This is a genomic window from Nocardia sp. GP40, from assembly GCF_050434125.1.
GTDB lineage: Bacteria > Actinomycetota > Actinomycetes > Mycobacteriales > Mycobacteriaceae > Nocardia > Nocardia albiluteola.
Map to the genome: position 1 here is coordinate 567,718 of NZ_JBNPVW010000003.1, position 22,886 is coordinate 590,603.

The following is a 22,886-nucleotide window of genomic DNA, read 5'->3' on the forward strand; positions in this document are numbered from 1 at the left end:
GCCTGCACGGGATCGGTCCGGCAGCGGCCCCAACCGCACCGCGATCTGATCCCGTTGCGCGGCAACGTATCGAAGTCACCGGCGGATGGCGTCGCAGCCTGCGAATTCCGCCGCCGCACCGAGTTCGCGTTCGATGTGCAGTAGCCGGTTCCATTTGGCAGTGCGCTCGGAGCGCATGGTGGAACCGACCTTGATCTGGCCGGTACGCCAGCCCACCGCCAGGTCGGCGAGCCAGCTGTCTTCGGTATCGCCGGAGCGGGCGGAGAGCACCGTCCGGTAGTTCGCATCGTGCGCGGTGCGCACGACGGACCGCGCCTGGGTAAGGGTCCCAATCTGGTTCGGTTTGACCAGCACCGCGTTGCCGACGTGATGGGTGATTCCGCGCTGCAGCCGGGCCGGGTTGGTAACGAACAGGTCGTCGCCGAGCAATTGGGTGCTGTCGAGCTGTCCGGTGGCCTGTTCCCAGCCGTCCCAATCGTCCTCGGCGAGGAGGTCTTCGATGGAAATCAGCGGGTAGGTGGTTGTCCACTCGAGGAATTCGCTGATGAGTTCGGCGCTGGTCAGCGCGCGGTCTTCGGTGCGGAGAAGATATCGGCCGTCATGGAAGAATTGGGTGGCCGCGACGTCCACCGCGATAGCTGCCTGTGTCCCCGGCTCGAGTCCTGCGCGGTGGATCCCTTCGGTGACCAGGTCGAAGGCGTCGCGGTTGCGCGTCAGAGGGAAGGCGAGCCCGCCTTCGTCCGCGACGAGCGCAGTCGACAAGCCTCGCTGTTCGGCGGCCGTGGCGGTGCCGCGCCGGACACTCCAGCACCATTCGAGCGCCTGGCTGAACGAGTCGGCGCCCACCGGAACGACGAGAATGTCCTGAATATCGATCGCACCGCCTGCGTGTGCGCCGCCGGAGATGACATTGATCATCGGCAGTGGCAGCAACGGTGCAGCGCCGGCGTCGAGAACGCTGCGGTACAAGGGCATTCGGCGGGCATCGGCGGCGGCGAGCGCGGCCGCGACCGACACCGCCAGCACCGCGTTGGCTCCCACATTCGACAGCGCGGCATCGGTATCGGTGGCGAGCAAAGCAGTATCGACCGCGGATCGGTCCAGAGCGTCGAGGCCGTGAACGGCCTCGGCGAGTGTGGTCTCCACGTTGGCGACGGCTCGCGTGACGGCACGTCCGGCGTAGCGGTGATCGGCGTCGCGCAGCTCGGCTGCCTCGTGGGTGCCGGTGGAGGCGCCGGAGGGTGCCATCGCCTGCCCCCGGGCGCCGCAGGCCAGCAGTACCTCGCAGGCGACCGTGGGGGTCCCGCGGGAGTCCAGTGCTTCCCACGCGAGCAGGGAAGTGATGCGTGTGTCCGTCATGAGATGGTCTTCCAGAGTTCTTCGAGGTCGGCCGCGCGGTGGAGCGCGGCAAGGGCCAGCTCTCGTACTCGTCCGCGGCCGCTGTGGGTGAGATATTCCGCTGGAGATTTGCCGTCGACCCTCGCCAGCAGTAGGCATCCGACGTGCGCGGCCAGCTGCCCGGATTCCGGGACCAGGTCGCCGTGCACCGCACTGGTGTACCCGTGGTTGAAGGCGTCCGCCACCCCGTGGTAGCCGAGAGTGTCCTCGGGCCGGTGGACCGCTTTGAGGAGCAGATGGGTGTTGAGGAAGGCGAGATCGAAGACCGGGGACCCGTAGTGGGCAACCTCCCAGTCGATGACCCAGGCGTCGGTACCGTTCACCAGGATGTTCTTCGGAGAGAAGTCGCCGTGTACCAGGCAGGTGCGCTCGCGCAGCAGCTGGTCGGCCAGTGCGTCGACCTTGTCGGCAACGCCGGGGTGGGCCGCGCCTGCCGCGCGGTAGAACGGTGCTATGCGCAGGCTCGCGAAGTGTGTGTTACCGAAGTCGGCGGCGAGGCTGCTCCGGCCGGCGGTACCGGTGTGCCATAGGGCGAGTGCGGTGGCAACGGTCCAGGCGACCGCGGGGTCGATGGTTCCAGCGAGGAGTTGGGTTTTCCAGTCGGTCCACTGTCCGCGTGCGCGTTCGATGGTAAGGGTCAGCGCTTGGTCGTCGGTGTCGATCACCTTTGGTACCGCGGTGGGGTCCAGCTCGCCGACCACGCGCAGCGCCGCGGCCTCGACCAGGATTCGGGCGGGGTCGGCGAACCACTCCTGCGTCACTCGCAAGCGTGGCAGCGCCTGCTTGACCACGACGTCCACCCCGTCTCCCCGCACTGCGAGCACCTCGTTCGACACCCCTCCGGACAGTGGGTACGCGGCGGCGGCGCTGCCCCGGGGAACTACGCCACGGCCGATCAGGTAAGGGATGATGGTCTCGGTGGTGAACACTGCTCACCTCCGGTTACGGGCGTGGTGACGCATTTCGAGATCCCCGACGCGAGTGACGATTTCGTCGCCGTCGGTCAGGTAACGCGGTGGCTGTTGGCCCAGGCCGACACCCGATGGGGTGCCGGTGAGAATCACGTCACCGGGCAGCAACGTCACGATGCCGGACAGGTAGGCGATGAGCGTGCTGACGTCGAAGATGAGGTCCGAGCTATTGCTGGCTTGCATCCGCTGACCGCTGACCTCGCACGACAGCGCGATCGCGTCCGGGTTTTCCCACTCGTCGGCGGTGACCAGCACCGGCCCCAGCGGCGTGAAGCCGGGGAAGGACTTGCCGAGACTGAACTGCGGTGTCCCGGATGGCCGCATCTGCACGTCGCGCGCGGAAATATCTTGCGCCGCCGTTAGTCCCGCGACGAACGACCACGCTCGGTCAGCTGTGACGTGATGGGCGCGGCGCCCGATCACCACGGCCAGCTCGACTTCCCAATCCACCTGGTCGGTCGGCAGTTCGATAGTGCCTCGAGGGCCGGTCACCGAGCTGGGAAACTTGGTGAACACCAGCGGGAACTCCGGTTCCGGTAGCCCTGATTCGATTTGGTGGGCGCGGTAGTTGAGCCCGATTCCGAACAGTTGCCGGGGCAGCGGTACGGGGGCGTCGGCCTTGTCCACCTCGAACGGCTCGCTATCGGAGACCGGGACGCCGCCGGCCCAGAGCAGGAATTCATCCCACCGGTCATAGACCGCCAGGGGGTCGGGCCCGAAGCGCCCTCCGCTCGCATCCGCGATGTCGATCGCCCGGTCGCCCGTGACTATCTTCGCTCGGCCGGCTGTCACACCAATGCGCATCTTCTACCCGTTCTCAGTCGTTGTGTTCGGTGTCAGGAGGTCAGCCGGCGAGAATTCCGCCGTCGATGACGAATTCGCTGCCGGTGACAAATGCCGCGTCGTCGCTGGCCAGATACAGTGCTGCCTTGGCCACTTCCACGGGTTGCGCCAGCCGGCCCATGGGCTGACGGGCAACGAGCTGCGCGCGCCGGGTATCGCTATCGTCCGCTTGCGCCAGTAGCCGGCCCACCCACGGGGAATCCACTGTGCCCGGGCATATGCAGTTGCAGCGGATACCCTGCTTGGCCCACTGCACGGCGACCTGCTTGGTCAGTGCGATGACCGCCCCTTTGCTCGCGGAGTAGGACGCCCGGTCGGGGAGCCCGATCATCCCCGCGACAGAGGCAGTGTTGACGATGACTCCGTTGCCCTGGCCGAGCATGTGCGGCAGCGCGAATTTGGTGCACAGGAATGTGCCACGAACATTGACCGCGAACACACGGTCCCATTCCTCGACCGTGGCGTCCAAGACATCGGTGGTCGAACCGATTCCCGCGTTGTTGCACAGGATGTCGGCTCCGCCTCCGAATAGGCGAGCCGCGGTATCGAACAATCGGGCGACATCGTCCTCGACGCTGATGTCGGCCCGGACAGCGTGCGCCCCAGCGGGCAGGCTGTCGGGGTCGAGGTCCGCGCCGATCACCTGGGCGCCCTCTTCGAGAAACAGTCGGGTCATTTCCCAGCCGATACCGGATCCTGCCCCTGCGACCAGGACCTTGCGGCCGTCAAAGCGTGCCATTGGCTACTCCAGCTTCTGAATTCGTCGATGAATGGAAACGTCGTGTGGCCTACCCGATGCCGAGGGCCTCCCCCCGGCACGCCGCGCGGATAGCCCGATCGTGTGGGCTCGTCCGCGGCGGCGGTAGGCGGCGGGAGAGGTGTCGCCTCAGGTGGCGGTGTCGGAAATCATGACCCAATCTTGCATACCAGTCTTCTTGTATGCAAGTATTCAGCTGCCGGTTCGCGGCGATGAGATCGGTGCAGTCGGTGACGTTTTGCGCGAGCCCGGACAGTCCAGGGCCAGCGTCGCCAGTCAGCGCCGAGGCCGCGGTGGCGGCCGAGGTCCGCTACGGCCAGGCCGTTCGATAAGTCGACGGGGTCAGTATCGAGCCCCGAGTGCCGGTTCCACGTCTCCGGGTCAGTCAGCGAAGTAGTCGGGATATTGCTCGCGCAACATACGACCGTAGCGGCGTACCCGGCTGATGTGTCCGCGGAGCAGCGTCTGGCCGCGCTCGATGTCAGCCGCCTCCAGCGCGTCGACGATCGCGGTGTGTTCGTCGATCAGCTCCCGTACCGTGTCGGATTCGGGAAGGCTCAGCCGACGTAGCCGGTCGAGCTGGAGCTTCATCGGCTGCATCATCGTCCAGGCACCGCTGTGCCCGCTGAGCACGAAGATCTGCTGGTGCAGCGCCTCGTCCGCGGCGAAGAAGGCACTGAGGTCGTGGGTTGTGCGGCAACGTTCCTGCTCGATGAGCAGCGCCCGCATTGCGCTCACATCGCGGTCCGGCCGTTCGCATGCCTCCGCAAAGGCGGCTAGTTCCAGGGCTTCACGGACGAAGCGCGCTTCCTCCACGTCCTGTAACCGGATTCGCTCCACCCGCGTGCCCACCTGCGGTACGACGGACACCAACCCATTGTCGACAAGACGCACGATTGCCTCACGCAGCGGCGTGCGACTGACCTCCAGCTGGGCGGACAGGTCGGTCTCGGACAGCGACGCGCCCGGTGGGATGCGCAGGGTTCGAATGGCGGAGACCAACTCGTCGTAGATCCGGTCGGATGTGCGTGCGCGGACGCGTTCACGCCGGATGGGTGCCATCCGGTGTACGTCACCGGTGCCGTGCGGCTTGGTGCTCACCGATCTATCGTCGCATGCTTGCGTACTTGTACATGAACGGCCTGATGGGAGAGCCGCACCCGATGAGTCGTCACGACCGGTACTGACCTGCCAATATAGTCGAGATCAATTGGGGGCCTGGAGATTTCAACCATTCGACCTGGGTGCCGGTCGGCTTCAGGACGGTGATGAGGGCATCCAGCCAGGCCGCGTTGTGTGGTGTCAGCGGGATGGTCGTCGGTGCGTCGAGCAGCCATGGGCGTGACAGGAAGCGCTGGAACAGCTGACGCGACCCCAGCGCGAGAGGCGTATGTCAACTGTGTAATTCTACGATGTAGACATGTTAGGTAGCCGAAGCTATGCTGTGGCGATAGCCGGTGCGTGCGTCGAACGGTCGGTCGATGTGGCCGCCGCGGCCGAACCGTACATCCGGGGACGGGATCTTTTCCGATGACCGAGAACAAGATCACGGATCGAATCTGGACCGCCAAGGAAGGCATTGAGAAACGCTTCCGCGACGTCGGTGCCCGGGGCCCCATTGAAGGGCGTACAGGGAGTCACGGCCCCTTCGACTGGCTGGAGCACAGTCTGAGGGGCGTGTTCAAGCGCTGACATGGCAATTACAGAGTTTGCTGTCTACGCGCACGTGAGCGCGGCCGACATGGTGGCCCCACGGCCACGAACTTGCCAGCGAGCTGTCGGCCCTGCTCACGGTCTTGGCAGTGCGGCTCGATCCCATCCATCGGGTTACTTGTCGTCTCGGTGACCGGGCGAGTACCTGTGGCGAACTCGTATTCGCCGGGCAGATGGTGCGACTGGACCGATACCCGCACGGCACCCCGCAGCCGGCGCCCAAGAACGCACCAACCGCACCGGCAGAGCCGCCGCGCTGCGACGATGGCGCATGAATTCGGCCCGCGCGCCGAGACGGGAGCATCGATCATGACCTCACGGCAACCCCGATACGACAATCCCAGGCCACCCGCACATTCGCTGCGTCTGCTGGTCGACACCCAACCACCGCACACCGGATGGGTCGACGGTGCGTGGTGGCCCCACAGCCATCACCTCACCACCGAGCTGCCGGCCCTGCTCACGGCGTTGGCGACCCGGCTCGGCCTCGTGCACCGCGTGATCTACCACCTCGACGATTGGGATCAAGCACCGGCCGGATTCACCGTCGCTGCAGGCTGGGTGCGGCTCGGCGGGTTCCACCGCAAGCCGCCACACACCCTCGACGTTGTCGGGCTCGCCGGCAGCAGGGTCGCGCTACTGATCGTCCCGCCCTGCACCACCGTCCACTCCGCGCTCGTCACGATGGCGGCCGCGGCCGCCAGAGGCAACACATCGACCATCACCGACCTGCTCAGGGCCGGGCGAAACACCCCTGGTGACATTTCAGAATGACCGGCGAACCTGTGCCGTCGCTTGTGAGCGCGCGGACGCGAGCGCCACGAGTGATGTGGCGCGAGGTAGTCAATGTTCTCGCACCACGCCTCGGTCGACTGGCTCGAATCGGATTCGATTGGAACACAGCGGCATCCACCTTCAGCGACGACAGACAGGGCGGCATCATGCACCTGTACGGCCTGAAGGGCACCCGACTGGCACTACTCGTCATACCCGCCGACACCACGCCCGCACAGGCCGGCACCCGGATGCGGTGGGCAACGGGACAGCCCCGGCCGTACGACCGATGCACCAAGAGAATCGGAGCACGAACCTACGCGAAGTGGACCGCTGTCGCCGGCGGCGGGGGCGGGGGCGGGGGTAGCCGATGTCCACAGTGAGTGAGAAAGACTACCTGGAACTGATGCGCGATCTCGCCGCGCTTCGTAGAACACGAGCCGCCACAACCGATCCCGCGATCCGCCACCGACTCGACCACATCATCGAAGAACACCACGGAGAGGTATGCAAGCGGGACCGGCACGGGCGCTGACCGTTCGGGGCGCGGCGGGTGATCCTGATCGGCCTGGTGCTGGCCGTCGCACGCGCGGCAACCCTCGCCGCTTTCCTATCGAATGCCGCGGTAGCCCTCGCCCGATCCGCGCCCGCAGCGGATCCTGCTGATCAGTGGCGGCAGCGGCATCACACCGGTGCTGTCCATGCTGCGCATGCTGGCCGACTACACGCGGGATGCCACAGCGCAGCAGCCGATGGCCGCCGGCGCCGCGCCGTGGACCTGCGCGGCCACTGGGCCCGCCGTCGGCCGCTTCGGCTACGACGGACGAGCTGCAACGAGTGGCGCCGTGGTCCGCCGACGCACAGACCTACCTGTGCGGCCCACCGTCGCTGATGGCGGCGGTACGCACCATCTACACGGCCGGACAGCTCGACGACCGCCTGCACAGCGAGGAATTCACCGTCACCTCCGCCCCCGCGGACCCGGCGGATGCCAGGGGACGGTGCGCTTCTCCGGCAGCGGTGTCACCGCAGAGAACACCGGTGCCACCCTGCTTGAGCAGGCCGAATCCGCCTGCCTCACACCGGCATACGGCTGCCGCATGGGAATCTGCTTGTCCTGCACCGCGGTCCGGCGCTTGTGGTTATGCAGGTGAACCACGACACCGCTTACAGGCGAATTTCGACACCGGTTGTGATCGGAAGACGTTGGAGCCGGCGAATTTTGACACCGCGGGCCGCGTTGCGGTGCGGGGATCTGTGTGCTGTGGACAAACGCCGAGGGAGCCGTTGTTGCCGCTACGTGCGTCGAAGGTGGAGCTGTATGCCGCTATCCGGCGGGATTCGCGGGCGGGGATGTCGGGTCGGGAGCTTCAGGGCAAGTACAACGTCGGATACCGCACGGTGGCGGCGGCTTCGGGATCGGCGTGGCTCTTCGCCGAAGCCCCTGCAGTGACGCCTGAATTCACACGTTGGCAGTGAACTCTTGGACGACCTTCGCCAGCGAAGCGGAATCCTGCAGCATCGGCAGATGCCCGGTGGACAGCTCACGACGGAATCCGGAGCCGAGTTCGGCCGCGTGCCGATATTGCATCGCGGCGGACAATTGTCGGTCCGCCGTGGTCACGACATACCCGCTGCGCGCCGGGAACGTCCTGCTGGACACTTTGTCCCGATACAGGTGCTGGGATTCCGGCCCGAACTCCGCTACAATGCGAGCGGTGTCGCCCTCGTCGAGGCCGGCGCACAGCGCCGAGCGGATCGCCTTCTCGGGGGGACGAGTTCCCGCGACACGCATGACAAGGCCCACAACAACACGCTGCGGCGCAGGTAATGCCGCAAGGAACGACGTTCCGGCGGCGGGGAACGAGGCGGCGACCCCGAGCAGCCCGGCAACGCGCTCGGGCGCAGTCGCCACGATCTGACTTGCCACGACACCGCCGATCGAATGGGCAACGATCGTGAACGAGCCCTCCGGCGCCTGCGCCAGCACTGAGGACACACAGTCAACGAGACGCGCGTCAGCCCGCTTCGGATACGCCGCCACGACCGACTCGACAGGCAGGTCCGCGCGGACCCCGTCCCAGATCCAGGCCGGAAGACCTGCTCCACTGAGAAACAGGATCGGCGTCGAGTCCAGATCCGGGTTCATTTCGTTCTCCTTGCGGGCTCGGAATGCGCTCGCAATGGTAAGCGAGGGGTCCGACACCAATCGATCCGAGACCGTCCCTCAGACTTCTACGCCCGGTGACCACCCCCGCCAAAGGTCGGGCTCATCCACCAGAACATCACCCAGCCCGCCAGTCGACTGCCGCGCCGACAGCACCAACCCACCTGTCAACACCTACAAAACAGCGTGGCCCCAACGCACTCCCGGCACCCTGTGCGAGAAATACCGGCTGCCCTACAAGACCGGACCGCTGAGCAGACAGATCGGGTCGGTATGGCTGAAGATCTTCCGTCTCGCGCTGCCACCACGCTGGGTCGGAGCACGGGCCGCTGCGCGATCCCGACGCCCGCGACGACGAATGAGACGGCCACTGTCGGTGCCGCAGCGATACAGGGTGGTCGACAATCGAGGAACCGCACTACCGGATAGCGGCCGGCAGGCAAAGCGCGGAGGCCGGCCATGCCGCCGCCCAGGGTAATTCATGATTACGACTGGTCCGCAATGGTGCTTACGGCCTTGCGCATCTGCGCGTCGGCGCGGTCTGCGGGGGTGGCGGGGTCGATCACCAACAATCGAAGGCGCCGATCGTGCGGCCCGAAGACATACATCACCTCGGGTGGCTGGCCCGGAAGCGGGCCAGCGACCTCGATCCCATCGGGAGGGTCGATGCCACGCTGGGACAGGCTCAGCGAATTCCAATCGAAGGTGATCCGGGCGGTCGCGCCCAGTCGCGTTGTGAGGGCGGTGACCAGGTCGTGCAGTTCGCTGGTGAGGTTGTCGGTTCTGGGCCACCAGGCGCCGTCGACGCCACTGGATTGTTCGTCACAGTCGCGGAGCAGCAGTCGCGGTGTGCGGGTCGGCGTGCCGAATGGTTGCCCACCACCGGCGGTTGCCCGGAATCGGCCCAGGCCGCGGTCGGCGGCGGCACCGCCCCTGTCCTGCGACGGGTTCTGTGTCATATCAGACCGCCCGCAGGAGACGGGGATCCTGCGCCCCGTGGCGGGACGCTCGCGGTGTCGGTAACCGCCGTGACGACGGCAGGGCGCCGCTGCGGAGAGAAAAGCGTGAGGAGCGGTCCAGCAGGATCGGCTCGTGTTGTGGCGTCATCACGACGCTCCTGACCGGGACCGCGTGGCGGCCCTTTTCGTTCGCCGGGTAACGACAAGACCACGGGTGGCTTCGAGAAGCCCCCTACGCCCTTACCCTACACCGGCCCGATATGCGCGCATGCCACAGTGGCCTGCGGCATTGCATGAGACCACCCCGCCGCATGGGTGTTCGCCTTCGGGTCGAACCCTTTCGGCTCGCCCCCTTCCACGTCGGCGAACCGTCCCACATGCCAGCCCGGCCCGGCTGGCGATCGACACCGGCGCTCCGCCGCTACCGGTGCACTGCTGGTTCACCCCCGACGGCTGGGGTTTCGATGTCGACGCGCCGATCGACATCACCGGCGGTGTGCAGCACACCACTCAGGCATTGGCCAGCCGGTTCGCCGCCGGTATCGCCGCCCACTCCGCCGGCTGGCACATGCTGCAACCGGTAGGCCCGCCCCCGCCGACGACGTGTGGAGGGGTCACTGTCGTCACCCGAGAACCGGCGACCATCCCTCCCGCTGAGGCATGGCTGCGGCGTGATGCGAGTCGGAGGTGCCGTTGGGTGTCGACGCGGCGGCGTGCAGGGTGGTGGATGCGGTGGTCTCGCGGGCCAGGAAGGTGCCGATCTCGCTGATCGCGCTCATCAGCGGCGCAGGGAACACCACGGTGGTGTTTTTGTCGACCCCGAGTTCGATCAGGGTCTGCAGGTTGCGTAACTGCAGGGCCAGGGGGTGAGCCATCATCGTGTCCGAGGCATCGCCGAGCGCCGCAGCCGCCAGCGATTCGCCTTCGGCGGCAATGATTTTCGCCCGCTTCTCACGTTCCGCCTCGGCTTGGCGGGCCATCGCACGCTGCATACTGTCGGGCAGCTGAATGTCCTTCAGCTCGACCAGCGTGACTTCCACGCCCCATTCCAGGGTGGTGGTATCGAGTATCTGCCGGATGTCGACGTTGATGGTGTCGGTCTCGGCGAGCGCTTGGTCCAGAGTGTGTTGACCGACCACCTTGCGCAGCGTGGTCTGAGCGATCTGATCGATGGCCGCATACACGTTCTCGATCGCGACCACCGACTTCTCGGCATCGACGACCCGGAAGTAGGCGACAGCAGAGATGTCGACACTGACATTGTCGCGAGTGATGATGCCCTGCGACTGGATCGGCATGGTGACGATGCGCAGCGACACCTTCCGGAGCCGATCGATGACCGGGACGATGAGGTTCAAGCCGGGTTCCCGAACCGCGACCACACGCCCGAGCCGGAACAACACACCCTTTTCGTACTGGGTCACCACCCGAACCGAGAACGCCACCACGATCAGCAGCACCACGATCACAGCGATGATCACGCCGAGGACGTTCACAACTGCTCCTGCCGTACGCGAATCCGTGTAGGCAGCTCACAGGCCGCTCCGCCATCGGAGTCCCAACGCTGCTGTGCAGCAACGATTTCGGCGTCTTCGATGCCGTTTCTTCCGGTGGTCGCCAGCAGATCCGAGGGCTCGGCGCCGAACTCATCGCTGCGCGGCCTGCGGGCGCCGTCGCCCTCGCGGGTTCGGCCGGTCACGCGTTCGAGCCGCCACCGTCGCAACGCGGCAGCTCTGCCGGTACGGGCGGTGCGTTCTCGTACGCCGATCATCAACAGTTCGTCGACAGTCGATTCGTTGTCCGCGACGGACGCGGACGTCATCGCCGTGAACGCGTGATACGCGTCCGTATAAGGCGGAACCACCAACAGGACCAGTCGGCGATCCCGTGCGCCGAGTACTTCGATCGTGTTGACGGTGCCGTGACGGTATCCGTCGAGCCGCACCACCTGCCCGGTGAACACGAATTCGCCACGGGTACTTGCCCATTCATCAAGGTTATAAGCCACCCGATGGATGGCGCCGAGCCGCGCGGCCAAGACCGTGAGCAGGCCCGGAAGCTCGGTCGCGAGTTGGTCGCTGTAGGGCCACCACGCTCCGTCGACGTAGCCAGTTTTCTGCAGGTGGGCCTTCAACAGCACTCGCGGTGTGCGATCGCCGGGCGGGCCGTGCGCCCCGATGCCGAGTCGGTTCTTTTGTCGCGTCATGACCGACGCTCCTGCCTGGGCCGCGAATCGGCCGGATTATTCGAATCGGACGACGATACAACCTCGAAATAGTCGTATGCGATGTGTCGCCGATACATTGATTATAGCCGTTGCACTGCCGCCGCGCGGAGCGCGGAGCGCAACCCGTGCTGTTCGGCTGGCGGGCCCGCATCAACGGCGGCGATTGTGTTGGGGCTGGTGAACTTTCGTTCCGAGGCCGTTTCGGGAGCGTCGTCGGAGGTGGCGATCAGGAAGCGGTCCGGTAGGGCCAGTTTGTGGATGGTGCGCAGGGTCAGCAGGTATTGGCGCAGCAATGGACCGGTCGTGTAGGGCAGGTCGTATTTGTCGCACAGCACCCGCACCCGCCCGGCGATCTCGGCGTAGCGATTGCTGGGCAGGTCGGGAAACAGGTGGTGTTCGATCTGGTAGCACAGATTCCCGCTCAGGAAGGCCAGCACCGGTCCAGCGTCGAAGTTCGCGGTGCCCAGCATCTGTCGCAGGTACCACTCGGGCGTAGTCTCGTGCTCGACCGCTGCGGACATGAATTTCTCCGCACCATCGGGGAAATGACCACAGAAAATGACCACGTAGGCCCAGAGGTTGCGGAGCAGGTTGGCTGCGGCGTTCGCAGCCAGTGTGCGGCGCCAGCGCGGGCCGGTCAGCGCCGGAAACAGGACATAATCTTTGCCGGCCTGCCGGATGATCTTCCCGATGAGTGCCTTGGCCTGCGTGATCTTCTCTGCTCGGGTCGCGGCGCGGGCGCATTCGGAGTCAAGACCCTGCAGGGCGATTCCCCACTCGAAGGTGGCCGCCAGCAAGAGGTTCTGCAGCGGCTGCAGGAGCATGTACGGTCGCCAGCGCTGGTCACGGGTCACTCGCATCACTCCGAAGCCGATGTCGTCGTCCATGCCGAGGACGTTGGTGTACACGTGGTGGCGATAGTTGTGCGCATAGCGCCAGTGCGACGACAGACCCGCCATGTCCCATTCCCAGGTGCTGGAATGGATTTCAGGATCATTCATCCAATCCCATTGGCCGTGGGACACATTGTGGCCGATCTCCATGTTCTCGACACTCTTGGCTACCGCCAAGCCGGTGACCCCCAGAATCCATCCGATTCTGGTGCGGCTCATCGCGATCGTCAGTCGGGCCGCGGCGTCGAGAGTCCGTTGGGATGTGATGGTGCGGCGGATGTAGGTGGCGTCTCGGGTTCCGCGTTGGTCCTGGATGTCCTGGCGAATCTGGTCGAGCTCGCGCCCGAGCGCCTCGATGTCGGCCGCGCTCAGGTGCGCGTAGGCAGCGACTTCTGTGATTGCCATCGTCGATTTCCTCGACTTCCTGTGGGGCTGTACCGGTGCGCGGACCCGAGGAGCGTGTTCGGGCGACGATGCCCTTCGTCGAGGAAGGGGTCAGCGCTTGAACACGCCTCTCAGCGTCTGCCCGACTCGATCGAAGGGGCCCTGATATCCGCGTCCCTCTGCCGGATCGCGGATGTCGCCACCGCGGAAGAGTTTCTCCAGGGTTTCCTTGGCTGCCTGGACCTGGTGCGTGATCGTGTTCTCGGTCATCGGAATGATCCCGTCCCCGGATGCGCGGTTTCGACCGCGGCCGACCGGGTCGGCCGGCCGTTCGCCGCAAGCACCGGTAATCACTCCAGCCTAGGCTTCGATACATCGAACGTCTACAGCGTAGGATTACATCGTTGACATAATTCCGAACGCTCGAGGAAGGGATGCTGAATACGATGAACGACACGAGGGCCGGACCCGGCGGCCCGGACCAACGTACGAATCACGCCGTCGGCGAACACACCCGCAACAGCCCGCTCAGCCGCGCCGTGATACTGGCCGCCGCGCTCGAGATCATCGACCGCGGCAGTGTCGACCAGCTGTCGATGCGGCGCCTCGGCGAGGCGCTCGGCCGCGACCCGATGGCGCTCTATCGGCACGCCACCAATAAGGCCGCGCTCCTCGACGGCGTCACAGAGATCATGCTCGGCCAACTGACCGTCGACAGCAGCGACCCCGATTGGCGCCACCAGCTGCGCGTCGTCGCGCGTGAGTTCCGCCAGCTGGCCGTGGCCCATCCGAACGTGGTTCCGCTGCTGGTCACGCACCCGCTCGCCACCCCGCTCGGACTGCGCCCGCTGCGCACCCTGCGACCACTGGAACACATTCTGGAACTGCTCACCCGCGCCGACTTCAGCGACACCGAGGCCCTGCACATCTACCGCGCCCTGTTCGGATTCCTCTACGGCCACGTTCTCACCGAACTGCAGGAGATCGTCGCACGGCCCGAGGAAACCACCGACCTGCTACGACTCGGGCTACAACGCCTACCGCTCGGTGAATTCCCGCTGCTGCGCGGCCTCGCCCCCGTCCTGGCCGCCTACGACGGGGACACCGAGTTCGAACGCGGCCTCGAGATCCTGCTCACCGGCCTCACCGCCACCATCACCCCGGCCGCCCCGCGGCCGAGACGGGAGCGTCGACAATGACGCCACAGACGAGTGGGCTGCCGCACCCGCCGAACTCGCCACCGCAGGACGGTGCGGTACGACTCGACGGCTACCGGCACAAACCGGCCCATACTATCGACGTCTTCGACATCGGCGGCACCAGGATCGCCCTGCTGGTCATCCCACCGACACAAACACCGACTCCGTGCACACGACCACGACGACCGCCACCGACCCGCGCATCACATCAACCCATCGATGACCTTGTGGCGATCACCATGCGAGACGACACCAGCGACACCGAAACAGATGCCGCAGAGCAACGTTGGGATTCCGAAGGCGGCGCCGGCGCCTACTGAGATCACCGCTGGCGAAGATCACCGCCTGCGCCGGTCGAATTCGCGGCCAGGCCGGTCAGCAGGATATCGAGCCCGCGCTCGAGCTCAGCGGCACCGTCATAGGCCGCCAGCACCGGGGCCAACCCGCGCAGCAGCGGGAACTCGCCGACCGGCAGCCGATACAACCCCAGCCGCAACAAGGCGTCGGTCTCCTCGGGCCGTTCCACGATCTCCTGCAACTCGTTGAGAACATGCCCGAACAGGAACCCGAACAACGCCCGATAGACATGCAACGCATCCGCACCGGAGAACCCGGCACGCGTCAGCAGAGCAAGAACGTCCTCCAGTGGCCGCAGCACGGCCAGCGGCCGCAAGCCCAGCGGTGTCGCCAGCGGCCGGGTCACCAGCAGCGGCACCACCCGCGGATGCGCCAGCGCCAGCCGCCGGAAATCCCGTGCCACCACTCGTAATTGGGCCATCCAGTCCGGATCCGTGGTGTCGACCGACAACTGCGCGAACACGATCTCGGCGACACCGTCGAGCACCGCGGCCTTGTTCGGCACATGCCGATAGATCACCATCGGATCCCGCCCCACCGCCTCGGCCAGACGCCGCATCGACAACCCCTCGACCCCGTCACGATCGACGATTTCGAGCGCCGCGGCCAGCACCGCGTCCCGCGTCACCGGACTGTGCCTGCGGCCGTCGCCCACGCGATCGGAACTACCGGTATCGGACCGGGAGGACCTGCGGTTGATCGGCGATTCGGCCATCACGGGACTCCGTTCCTCGGGAGCGGTTACCAGCTCCATTAGTGTAGACCTACAATGTTGACATATGGGTGCATGAGGCGTCTACTGGTGCTATCGACAGATCCGAGGGATCGCCGCGATGGGCGTGGCCGGATTGGTCGTCCTGATCGCGGGCACCCGGCCGGATACCAGGCGCCACAACCAACCGATCCGGCACCCGGTCGACATCGACACCGCCACACGATTCGATTTCGCCGCCGAACAGGAGACCCCCACATGGCGCCACTACAGATTCACCGCCGTTCCGCCCGACATCGTGTTCCGCCCGACTACACACCTCGATTGCGACTGAAGCCGAAAGCCGACAGCGACGGATACCTCGACGGCGCATGGTGGCCCCGATCCGGCAAACTCACCGCCGAACTACCGGACCTATTGACGGTCTTGACGGTTCGGTTGGGCCCCATCCAGCGCGTCATCTACGACCGGGCAAGCTGGTCACGCGTCCCCCGGCGGCTGACCGTCGGCAACCGCGCGGTACAACTCGACGCCCACCCATTCGAACTCGGCAACACGATGTACATTTACGGCAGCAACGGCCGCATGATCGTGCTGCGCGTCATCGCCTCGACCACGAGCCACGACAGCGCACATACCGCCCTGATGGCCGCCGTCGCCCGCGAACCGACGACCACTCTCGATTGGGCTGAAGAACAATCCCCCGGTAATCCAATCGGTTTCGCATCGGTTTCGGGCTAGTTGTCGAACGAACACGCTGCTCGCCGGCATCGTCACCCACGAGAACGCTGGCGTCAACCGGGCTTTCGTACACACGGAGATCTATCCGCGCTACGAGGGACAGGGGCTGGTCAAGGTGCTCATCGGGTGCGCGCTCGACGCCACCCGCGCACAACGCATTTCGGCTTGCGGCATGAATGTTCAATCCGGCTCATAACCGCGTTGAAGGAGAGCCTCTGGCTGCTGACCTGACCCCGACGACGCAGCCCAGCATCCGTCTGCGCTGGTTGTGCCACCGCCGACTTCCGCCATCGACAGCCAGCGACGAAAGCCACAAGCCCATCCAGAAGCTTATGCACGACATGCCTCGGCTGTGCGCGCTGAAGCGCGGAACGGTTCGGATAACTACACGTATGCAACAAAGCCGCAGGCCGTTGACCTGCGACTTTGCTATTCTGTGGGCCTAACGCTGATCAATCCGAACCACCCGACGGCCGAAGGGCCGAAGCTCCGGATCAAGCCAGTAGGCATGCGCACGGCGACACCGAAGGCATGACCTGCGATTTTGGCGCCAGTTGTCGGCACTCGATCGCACGTGCGAAGTAGTGTTCACGAATCGGGTAGTTCCTTCCATTCCGCCGACAGTCGAGCCGACCAGGCAGGATCGCGGTGTTCCAGGAGTGCGTGCACGCCTTCGGCGGCGTCGGGACGGCCCATGACCCGCAGGTGCAGTCCGGTTTCGAGTTCCGCGACGCGGCTCGGGTGGTGGCCGTTAATTGCGGTGTCCCACAACAGTCTTTTGCACAGTGCCGCGGACATGGGCGCGACATTGACTGCCATATCGCGGGCCATGTCGAGTGCGGCCGGGAGCACGTCGGCAGCGGGCAAGCTGCGACCGGCCAGCCCGAGCCGGTACGCCTCGTCGCCGTCGAATGTCCGGCCGGACAGAAGAATCTCCGCGGCCACCGCCATTCCCGCAACCCGGGCTACGGTCCAATGCGCCATCGCGTCGGGCAGGACTCCGAGCCGAACCTGCGGAATGGCGTAGCGAGCGTCGGCGGCGACGAAACGGATATCGGCCTGCATGGCCAGGGTCATACCGATGCCGATGGCATGCCCGTTGACCGCGGCTATGACGGGTTTCCGCAGCGCGAACGCGGGTGGATCGACCGGTGAGGCGGAAAACGCCGCGCTGTCGGGGCTTTCGAAGGTATCTCCGCCACCGGAGAGATCAGCCCCGGCACAGAATGCCGGGGCGGCCCCGGTCAGCACGAGTACACGCACCGCATCATCGGCATCGAGATCACGGTAGGCCTGCCCGAGCGCACGGCCCATCGCACTGGTGAACGCATTGCGCCGCTCCGGGCGATTCAGGGTCACCACCGCTACCCCGCTGTCGATTTCGACGCGCACCTCACTCATGACGATGCCCTGAGTGCCGCGATCAGGTCCGCCACATGCGCGGCCGGCACCTCGTATCCCGGGAAATAGCAACAGATTCGGTCGGCGTAGCCGCCGAATCGCGCGAGCACGGCCGCGGCACAGTCCTCGGGTGTGCCGTAGACGGCGAGGGTTTCGAGCATGCCGTGATCGATGAGCTCGGTCATCGCGGCGATCTGGCCACGCTTGGAGAGATCCTGCAATTCCGGTTGCAGATCACCCCAGCCCTCCACGTCGAGGACCGGGCGATAGGCCGGAGTCGAGCCGTAGAACGCGAGCAATCGGCGGGCCCCCTCGGCGGCAGCTGCCAATTCGTCCGACGTGCGGCCGGTCGCGACCACCACCTGCGGGTAGATCGCCAGTTCCGCAGCGTCGCGACCGGCGCGAGCGAGCCCCTCCTCGATGGCGGGCACGGTGCGCTCCCGGAAGTGGCGGGCGCTGTTGAACGGCATGATTAGCAGCCCGTCCGCGACCTCCGCGGCTACCCTGGTCATGATCGGACCGAGCGCACCGAGGCAGATCTCCGGCAGCCCAGAGGGATTGGGACCGGGATCGAACATGGGCGGCATGAGGGTGTGCCGCGTGAATTCACCCTCGAAGCGCAATGCGTCGCCGTGCTGCCAGGCACCGAGGATCGCCTTGACCGCAAGTACCGTTTCTCGCATCCGCGCCGCCGGACGCGACCACTCACCGCCGTAACGCTTTTCGATATGCGGCCGCGTCTGCGAGCCCAGCCCGAGGCGGAATCGCCCGCCGCTGAGCAATTGCAGGTCATAGGCCGCGTGCGCCAAATGCAGCGGGCTGCGCGGCAGCGCAATGGCGACATTGGTCATCAGGTCGGCCGCGACCGCACCCGAGGCCACGGCCAGCGGCAGAAAGGCGTCGTGCGCGCCCTCGAAGGTGAACAGCCCGTCGGCCCCGCACGCGACCAATTCGGCTGCGCGAGCGGCTATCTCACCGGGCCGCCCGTCGAGCTGCAGATCGACTCTCACAATTACATAGTATCATGTTACGTTATTGGGGTGTTCGAGGTCATCCCCACTTTCCCGCGCCGTCGGAGCAAGATCGGACGATCATTGCGACAGGCGGAAACGGCGTCCGAGCACCCTCGTCCGCGAGGGCCCGGCATGAGATCGCTCCCAGCCCGCCGCATCCGGCGCACCCTGGTAATCACCACGGCCGCAGCCCTTCTCCCGATGGGCACCAGCAGTGCGCAACCACCCCTCAGCTCCCCCGACTCCGTACAAGAGCTGAACGACATCGCGAATACCGCCGTCCCCCGCGCGAACTGCGGCAAGGGTTCGCTCGCCGAAACCGGCCTGCAGGGCGATGTTTCCGCCGCCGACCGCAATAGCGGACGCAGCACGCTCGGCTACAGCTGCAATATCGTTCGCCTGGGCGGCTATGCCGGGCGCGGGGGCGGCATCACCTCGACCAGCTTCGATCACTGCGCGTACATGGGCAGTTTCTTCCCCGGCAATATGGTCGGGCACACCAATGGTGTGCAGGTCGTCGATGTATCCAATCCCGCGCACCCGGTACTCACCGATACGCTCACCGCGCCGGCCATGCTGGCGGGGACGTGGGAGAGTCTCAAGGTCAATGCGGCCCGAAAGCTGCTGGTTGGCATCGGAGTTCCCGCGCTGACCGGCTATGGCCTGATCGCGGTCTACGATGTTTCCCACTGCGCGCACCCCGTCCTGCTCAATCCCGGTCCCGGTACGAACCTGGCGATGCCCGTCCCCCTGACCGGCCACGAAGGCGGGTTCTCGCCGGACGGCAGAACCTATTGGTCCTCGGGCGTCGTTCCCGGCATCGTCAGCGCTGTCGATCTCACCGATCCGTCTCGGCCGCACGTCATCTGGCAGGGCATGCCGGGCATGTCCATGCACGGCATGGGCCTGAGCGCCGACGGCAATCGCATGTATCTGGCGAACAATATGGGCGGCATGAGCGTTCTCGACACCAGCGCGGTGCAGCGCCGCGATCCGAATCCGCAGGTACCGGTGCTGTCGCAGACCACCTGGACGGATGGGTGGGCGACCCAGCACGCCATACCTGTCACCTACGGCGGCAAACCCTATGTCTTCGCCGCGGACGAGGCCGGTTCCGGCGGAGTGAAGCTCATCGACATCTCCGATGACAGGCGGCCGCGGGTGGTGAATTCGATCAAACTGGAGATCAACCTGGTCGAAAACCGCGCCTCCGCTATCGCTTCCAGCATGGGCGGCTCGCTCTTCGCCTACGACTCCCACTACTGCGCCGCCGACCGCGCCGTCACCCCGACGGCACTGGCCTGCGGCTGGATCTCCTCCGGCATCCGGGTCTTCGACGTGCGCGATCCGTTGCATGTCCGCGAGATCGCGTACTACAACCCGGGAGCGCGCACCGGGCACAACACCGAGCTGTGGAACTCCCCGCACGCCTTGGCCTCCATTATCGGATTCCCCCTGCTCAGTACACAGTCGGTCATGCAAGCGCTGAATCAGGGCGCGTTCGATCCCAAGAAGGCATTGAGTCCCCGCAGCGGGGATATCGCCTTCGGTGATCTGTCCACCGACTGGTGCATGTCGCCTCCGGAATGGCACGGCTCGCAATTGTGGGTCACCTGCGCCGACAACGGCTTCATGACACTGCAACTGTCACCGCATGTCTATTCCCCTCCCGCCGAACAGCATTCGACGGTCGGCTCCTGACGCCGAACTCAGTCCCGGCGCATCGCCACGCCCTGGGACGCCATGACATACAAAGCATCCGCCAGGCCGGACACGAACGAGCCGGACTCCCCACCGCCGCGCACCAGGGCATGGAACGTCGTTGTGCCGGAAAGTATCTCGAAGAGGAAGTCGGCGTCCGCGCCCGGTGGTATCCGGCCGTCGTCCACCGCACCGCCGAGTAGTTCGGCGAATGCCTTGCGGGCCGGAGCGCCGATGGCCAGCAGCCGGCGGCGCGCCTCCTCGGTCTGCGAATCGGCGAGCAATCCGGGCACACCCGCCCGCGCGGCGGGACTATCGGCGCGCACCAGGAAGATTCGCACCCAGGTCGCCAGGTCGGCGCGAAGATCACCGGTCGGTTCCGGGGGCGCGTGGCCACCCGGACCGTGAATGGCCTCCTCCAGCAACGCCTGTCGGGTAGGCCAGCGCCGATAGATCGCCGGGGTGTTCACTCCGGCACGCTTGCCGATCGCTACCACCGTCGTCTGCTGGTAGCCGACCTCGGCGAGCAGATGCCGGGCCGCGATGAGCACCGCGAGGTCCTTGTCCACATCGCGCGGTCGTCCGGGCCGCGGCTGGTTATCCGAAGTCACAATTACATAGTAACCTGTTACGTTATTCGTATCGATGCAGATCAGGCGAGAATTGACGATGAAAATCTTCCCGGCTCGACACCGATGGATCACCGCTGGGACGCTCGGCTCGCTGGCGCTGCTGATGCTCGTACTGGGCGCGGCGGCCCGGCCCCTGTTCATCACGGACAAGGCCTCCCCCACACCGATTCTCAATGCCACCGAGATCGGTTTCCTGCAGGACATGCTCGCGCACCATCAGCAGGCGCTGATCCTCGTGCAACGCCTGAGCCCCGACGCCGACCCGACCGTCCGCAGGCTTGCCCAGCAGATCGCCGATAACCAGCGCGTCGAGATCGGCATGATGCTCGGCTGGCTCCGGCTGGCGAATGCCGTGCCCACCAACCCCCATCCGATGGCATGGATGCACGATCCTGGCGAATCCGCGATGCCCGGTCACGGACATCAAACCCCCTCCGCGACAGCGAGTCCGGTGACCACCATGCCGGGAATGGCGAGTCTGCAGCGCCACCACTACGGCGGCGTCACTATGGCCCAGGCCGCCGACCCGCAGCTCACCGGCGGTCAGGTCAAACTCGCCGCACGGGACATGATCAGCACGCAGAGCCAGGAAATCGGTGTTATCGGAATGCTCCTCGCCCAGCGCGGCGCGCTCGGGTAGCGCTGGGTGTCGCCTCCGGCTCAGTGGTCGACCGTGATATCCGCGATCGTGGTGCGCACTGCGCGAATCTCGGAAACCTCAGCGAATTCCCGCGATTCGTGGTGGAAATCGCGCAGCCGGGCGGCCGTGCGGCCACCGGGGCGCGCTCCGGCGAACGGCAGGGCCATGCCGACGAGCTCGGCGGCGCGTTCCGGTTCGCCCAGCATCAGATGCAGGCGGGCGACGGAGGTCAGCGTCATGGCCGGCTCGACGATATTGCCGGGCAAGGGAGTTCGATCCATGCCGAAGGCCGCGCCGGCCAGTTGCGGACGAGTCGCGACCACGTGACGGTAACTGGGGCCGAGCAATTCCGACTGCCTGCCGCGACTCGGCCAGGTGCGTCGGGGTCCGAGCAGGAAACTCAGATTCAATGCGGTCAAGCTCCGGTCCACCGCCGTATCCACCAGCGGGTTCGCGGCCGCCTCCAGATGACACTCAGTGGCGTAGGCGGTCTCCCGCTCGAACGCCATGGTGTCGCCCACGATACCGTAGGCGGTGGCTTGCAGATGCGCCAACGCGGCCCGTAGTCGCGGCGACGCCGACCGCCGGGCGACGTACTGCGCCGATTGCGCGGCCTCCAGCCCGTCCTCGGGCCTGCCCTGGTCCAGGAACTGCATGGCGAGCCCGGCAAGCGCCGCTGCCGCCAGACTCGGGTCACCCGCGCTGTGGGCCAAGCGCGCGGAGACGAGGGAGAACCTGCGGGCGGAGTCGGTGTCCTCGATATCCCAGGACATGGCGGCAGCGATGTCCGCGAGTTCGGCGCCGACCCGCAACGCCTGCCCCGCCCAGCCAACGCCGGGCGAGAGCTGTTGCAGACCAGGCAGATTCGCCTCCACCCAGCCGATCACGATGCGGCGGGGCGGCGTCGACTCGGACCATTGCAGGCCGCGTGCCCACCTCGCCAATCGCTGCGCCGCACCCAGCTCGCCGAGCGGGAATCCGCCTTCGGTGTCGCCGACCGGGACGATCGGCAGCAGCAGCGACGCCAGCTCCATCGACAGCTCGCGCTCGTACCGCGCGGCCACCGGCAACTGTGCGTACAGCGGACTCAGCGACACACCGAGCGCCGACTCGTAGGCGGTGACATGTTCCGCCCGAACGGCGCGGGCGCCGGTTTCCAGCTGCCCGAGGTACGGCTTCGAATAGTTCGTACGCCCGGCCATAACCTGCAGGCTCAGCCTGGCGGCCTGCCGCGCCGTGCGCAGCGCACGCCCGATCTCCGTCATGCGCCCTGCCTCTCTGCGTGCCCACCGGTCGTACCGGATCGAATATTTCGCAGAATACGTCCACGGCGGGCGCTGTCTGCAAGTGTCTGCAGAACGATCCAGACGGGCTCCGACCGAATTCCACGGCCCTACGGTCAGC

General features: G+C 66.1%; 24 protein-coding genes and 2 pseudogenes. 10 read left to right on the forward strand and 16 right to left on the reverse strand.

All coding sequences use genetic code 11. The features are described from left to right. Positions 1-75: 75 nt before the first annotated feature. From eno to ABH933_RS11475, 5 genes are all read right to left on the reverse strand, one after another. Complete coding sequence (gene eno, locus ABH933_RS11455) at positions 76-1,359, reverse strand: phosphopyruvate hydratase (protein WP_429417002.1); 1,284 nt, start codon at positions 1,357-1,359, stop codon at positions 76-78. Beyond that, a complete protein-coding gene (locus ABH933_RS11460) occupies positions 1,356-2,327 on the reverse strand; it encodes a phosphotransferase (RefSeq protein ID WP_429417005.1) in 972 nt (323 codons plus the stop codon). The genes eno and ABH933_RS11460 overlap by 4 nt, the downstream gene beginning before the upstream one ends. Before the next feature lie 3 nt (positions 2,328-2,330). Then, complete coding sequence (locus ABH933_RS11465) at positions 2,331-3,161, reverse strand: fumarylacetoacetate hydrolase family protein (RefSeq protein ID WP_429417008.1); 831 nt, start codon at positions 3,159-3,161, stop codon at positions 2,331-2,333. A 52-nt stretch (positions 3,162-3,213) separates the two neighbouring features. Then, complete coding sequence (locus ABH933_RS11470) at positions 3,214-3,951, reverse strand: SDR family NAD(P)-dependent oxidoreductase (protein WP_429417011.1); 738 nt, start codon at positions 3,949-3,951, stop codon at positions 3,214-3,216. A 399-nt stretch (positions 3,952-4,350) separates the two neighbouring features. Then, entirely contained in the window at positions 4,351-5,070 is a 720-nt protein-coding gene (locus ABH933_RS11475; protein ID WP_429417014.1) for a GntR family transcriptional regulator, read from the reverse strand. A 429-nt stretch (positions 5,071-5,499) separates the two neighbouring features. Between ABH933_RS11475 and ABH933_RS11480 the strand changes: the two genes are divergently transcribed. From ABH933_RS11480 to ABH933_RS11495, 4 genes and pseudogenes are all read left to right on the forward strand, one after another. Then, on the forward strand, positions 5,500-5,661 hold the full coding sequence (locus tag ABH933_RS11480) for a hypothetical protein (RefSeq protein WP_429417017.1): 162 nt from the start codon (positions 5,500-5,502) through the stop codon (positions 5,659-5,661). 59 nt (positions 5,662-5,720) lie between these two features. After that, positions 5,721-5,957, forward strand: a pseudogene (locus ABH933_RS11485) (DUF5994 family protein); the annotation flags it as partial. Between the two features lie 34 nt (positions 5,958-5,991). After that, the gene (locus ABH933_RS11490; protein ID WP_429417020.1) at positions 5,992-6,456 is read left to right on the forward strand and encodes a DUF5994 family protein; all 465 of its coding nucleotides are present in this window, start codon (positions 5,992-5,994) and stop codon (positions 6,454-6,456) included. Between the two features lie 379 nt (positions 6,457-6,835). After that, the gene (locus ABH933_RS11495; protein WP_429417023.1) at positions 6,836-6,991 is read left to right on the forward strand and encodes a hypothetical protein; all 156 of its coding nucleotides are present in this window, start codon (positions 6,836-6,838) and stop codon (positions 6,989-6,991) included. Positions 6,992-7,918: 927 nt separating this feature from the next. On the opposite strand, the gene ABH933_RS11500 is transcribed toward ABH933_RS11495, so the two are convergent. Together ABH933_RS11500 and ABH933_RS11505 are read right to left on the reverse strand one after the other, a co-directional pair. Next, entirely contained in the window at positions 7,919-8,605 is a 687-nt protein-coding gene (locus ABH933_RS11500) for an alpha/beta fold hydrolase (RefSeq protein WP_429417026.1), read from the reverse strand. Between the two features lie 503 nt (positions 8,606-9,108). Then, complete coding sequence (locus tag ABH933_RS11505; RefSeq protein ID WP_429417029.1) at positions 9,109-9,582, reverse strand: DUF5994 family protein; 474 nt, start codon at positions 9,580-9,582, stop codon at positions 9,109-9,111. A 379-nt stretch (positions 9,583-9,961) separates the two neighbouring features. Between ABH933_RS11505 and ABH933_RS11510 the strand changes: the two are divergent. After that, positions 9,962-10,165: pseudogene (locus tag ABH933_RS11510) on the forward strand (phosphatidylinositol mannoside acyltransferase); the annotation flags it as partial. Positions 10,166-10,205: 40 nt separating this feature from the next. On the opposite strand, the gene ABH933_RS11515 reads toward ABH933_RS11510, so the two are convergent. The 4 genes from ABH933_RS11515 to ABH933_RS11530 all read right to left on the reverse strand — a co-directional run bounded on the left by ABH933_RS11515 (position 10,206) and on the right by ABH933_RS11530 (position 13,356). Next, positions 10,206-11,078: an SPFH domain-containing protein gene (locus tag ABH933_RS11515; RefSeq protein WP_429417032.1), complete on the reverse strand. Its 873-nt coding sequence runs from the start codon at positions 11,076-11,078 to the stop codon at positions 10,206-10,208. Continuing rightward, positions 11,075-11,788: a DUF5994 family protein gene (locus tag ABH933_RS11520; protein ID WP_429417035.1), complete on the reverse strand. Its 714-nt coding sequence runs from the start codon at positions 11,786-11,788 to the stop codon at positions 11,075-11,077. The genes ABH933_RS11515 and ABH933_RS11520 overlap by 4 nt, the downstream gene beginning before the upstream one ends. A gap of 101 nt (positions 11,789-11,889) precedes the next feature. After that, complete coding sequence (locus ABH933_RS11525; protein ID WP_429417038.1) at positions 11,890-13,107, reverse strand: fatty acid desaturase family protein; 1,218 nt, start codon at positions 13,105-13,107, stop codon at positions 11,890-11,892. A 90-nt stretch (positions 13,108-13,197) separates the two neighbouring features. Then, a complete protein-coding gene (locus ABH933_RS11530; protein ID WP_429417040.1) occupies positions 13,198-13,356 on the reverse strand; it encodes a hypothetical protein in 159 nt (52 codons plus the stop codon). 176 nt (positions 13,357-13,532) lie between these two features. On the opposite strand from ABH933_RS11530, the gene ABH933_RS11535 reads away from it, so the two are divergent. Then, complete coding sequence (locus tag ABH933_RS11535; protein ID WP_429417043.1) at positions 13,533-14,285, forward strand: TetR/AcrR family transcriptional regulator C-terminal domain-containing protein; 753 nt, start codon at positions 13,533-13,535, stop codon at positions 14,283-14,285. Between the two features lie 322 nt (positions 14,286-14,607). Here ABH933_RS11535 and ABH933_RS11540 read toward each other — a convergent pair whose 3' ends face one another. Further along, entirely contained in the window at positions 14,608-15,357 is a 750-nt protein-coding gene (locus tag ABH933_RS11540) for a TetR/AcrR family transcriptional regulator C-terminal domain-containing protein (protein ID WP_429417045.1), read from the reverse strand. Between the two features lie 118 nt (positions 15,358-15,475). On the opposite strand from ABH933_RS11540, the gene ABH933_RS11545 reads away from it, so the two are divergent. Then, complete coding sequence (locus tag ABH933_RS11545; protein WP_429417048.1) at positions 15,476-15,688, forward strand: hypothetical protein; 213 nt, start codon at positions 15,476-15,478, stop codon at positions 15,686-15,688. Further along, on the forward strand, positions 15,679-16,095 hold the full coding sequence (locus ABH933_RS11550) for a DUF5994 family protein (RefSeq protein ID WP_429417051.1): 417 nt from the start codon (positions 15,679-15,681) through the stop codon (positions 16,093-16,095). The genes ABH933_RS11545 and ABH933_RS11550 overlap by 10 nt, the downstream gene beginning before the upstream one ends. Before the next feature lie 588 nt (positions 16,096-16,683). Here ABH933_RS11550 and ABH933_RS11555 read toward each other — a convergent pair. Then, positions 16,684-17,496 (reverse strand): enoyl-CoA hydratase/isomerase family protein, encoded by an 813-nt coding sequence (locus ABH933_RS11555; protein WP_429417054.1) that lies wholly within the window; start codon positions 17,494-17,496, stop codon positions 16,684-16,686. Then, positions 17,493-18,506 carry a TIGR03617 family F420-dependent LLM class oxidoreductase gene (locus ABH933_RS11560; protein WP_429417057.1) on the reverse strand — a complete coding sequence of 338 codons (1,014 nt, stop codon included), beginning with the start codon at positions 18,504-18,506 and terminating at the stop codon, positions 17,493-17,495. Before ABH933_RS11560 ends, ABH933_RS11555 begins: the two co-directional genes overlap by 4 nt. A 135-nt stretch (positions 18,507-18,641) precedes the next feature. Between ABH933_RS11560 and ABH933_RS11565 the strand changes: the two genes are divergently transcribed. Next, the gene (locus ABH933_RS11565; RefSeq protein ID WP_429417060.1) at positions 18,642-20,210 is read left to right on the forward strand and encodes a hypothetical protein; all 1,569 of its coding nucleotides are present in this window, start codon (positions 18,642-18,644) and stop codon (positions 20,208-20,210) included. 8 nt (positions 20,211-20,218) lie between these two features. On the opposite strand, the gene ABH933_RS11570 is transcribed toward ABH933_RS11565, so the two are convergent. Then, entirely contained in the window at positions 20,219-20,821 is a 603-nt protein-coding gene (locus ABH933_RS11570) for a TetR/AcrR family transcriptional regulator (RefSeq protein WP_429417063.1), read from the reverse strand. Between the two features lie 34 nt (positions 20,822-20,855). Here ABH933_RS11570 and ABH933_RS11575 point away from each other — a divergent pair, with 34 nt between their 5' ends. Beyond that, positions 20,856-21,482, forward strand: a complete 627-nt coding sequence (locus ABH933_RS11575; RefSeq protein WP_429417066.1) for a DUF305 domain-containing protein — start codon at positions 20,856-20,858, stop codon at positions 21,480-21,482. Positions 21,483-21,502: 20 nt separating this feature from the next. On the opposite strand, the gene ABH933_RS11580 is transcribed toward ABH933_RS11575, so the two are convergent. Then, entirely contained in the window at positions 21,503-22,747 is a 1,245-nt protein-coding gene (locus ABH933_RS11580) for a helix-turn-helix domain-containing protein (protein WP_429417069.1), read from the reverse strand. Between the last annotated feature and the right edge of the window lie 139 nt (positions 22,748-22,886).

Coding starts and splice junctions, on each gene's coding strand:
- eno (WP_429417002.1), bottom strand. CDS start 1,359: ATGACGGACACACGCATCACTTCCCTGCTCGCGTGGGAAGCACTGGAC.
- ABH933_RS11470 (WP_429417011.1), bottom strand. CDS start 3,951: ATGGCACGCTTTGACGGCCGCAAGGTCCTGGTCGCAGGGGCAGGATCC.
- ABH933_RS11480 (WP_429417017.1), top strand. CDS start 5,500: ATGACCGAGAACAAGATCACGGATCGAATCTGGACCGCCAAGGAAGGC.
- ABH933_RS11490 (WP_429417020.1), top strand. CDS start 5,992: ATGACCTCACGGCAACCCCGATACGACAATCCCAGGCCACCCGCACAT.
- ABH933_RS11500 (WP_429417026.1), bottom strand. CDS start 8,605: ATGAACCCGGATCTGGACTCGACGCCGATCCTGTTTCTCAGTGGAGCA.
- ABH933_RS11505 (WP_429417029.1), bottom strand. CDS start 9,582: ATGACACAGAACCCGTCGCAGGACAGGGGCGGTGCCGCCGCCGACCGC.
- ABH933_RS11520 (WP_429417035.1), bottom strand. CDS start 11,788: ATGACGCGACAAAAGAACCGACTCGGCATCGGGGCGCACGGCCCGCCC.
- ABH933_RS11525 (WP_429417038.1), bottom strand. CDS start 13,107: ATGGCAATCACAGAAGTCGCTGCCTACGCGCACCTGAGCGCGGCCGAC.
- ABH933_RS11530 (WP_429417040.1), bottom strand. CDS start 13,356: ATGACCGAGAACACGATCACGCACCAGGTCCAGGCAGCCAAGGAAACC.
- ABH933_RS11535 (WP_429417043.1), top strand. CDS start 13,533: ATGAACGACACGAGGGCCGGACCCGGCGGCCCGGACCAACGTACGAAT.
- ABH933_RS11540 (WP_429417045.1), bottom strand. CDS start 15,357: ATGGCCGAATCGCCGATCAACCGCAGGTCCTCCCGGTCCGATACCGGT.
- ABH933_RS11545 (WP_429417048.1), top strand. CDS start 15,476: ATGGGCGTGGCCGGATTGGTCGTCCTGATCGCGGGCACCCGGCCGGAT.
- ABH933_RS11555 (WP_429417054.1), bottom strand. CDS start 17,496: ATGAGTGAGGTGCGCGTCGAAATCGACAGCGGGGTAGCGGTGGTGACC.
- ABH933_RS11565 (WP_429417060.1), top strand. CDS start 18,642: ATGAGATCGCTCCCAGCCCGCCGCATCCGGCGCACCCTGGTAATCACC.
- ABH933_RS11575 (WP_429417066.1), top strand. CDS start 20,856: ATGCAGATCAGGCGAGAATTGACGATGAAAATCTTCCCGGCTCGACAC.
- ABH933_RS11580 (WP_429417069.1), bottom strand. CDS start 22,747: ATGACGGAGATCGGGCGTGCGCTGCGCACGGCGCGGCAGGCCGCCAGG.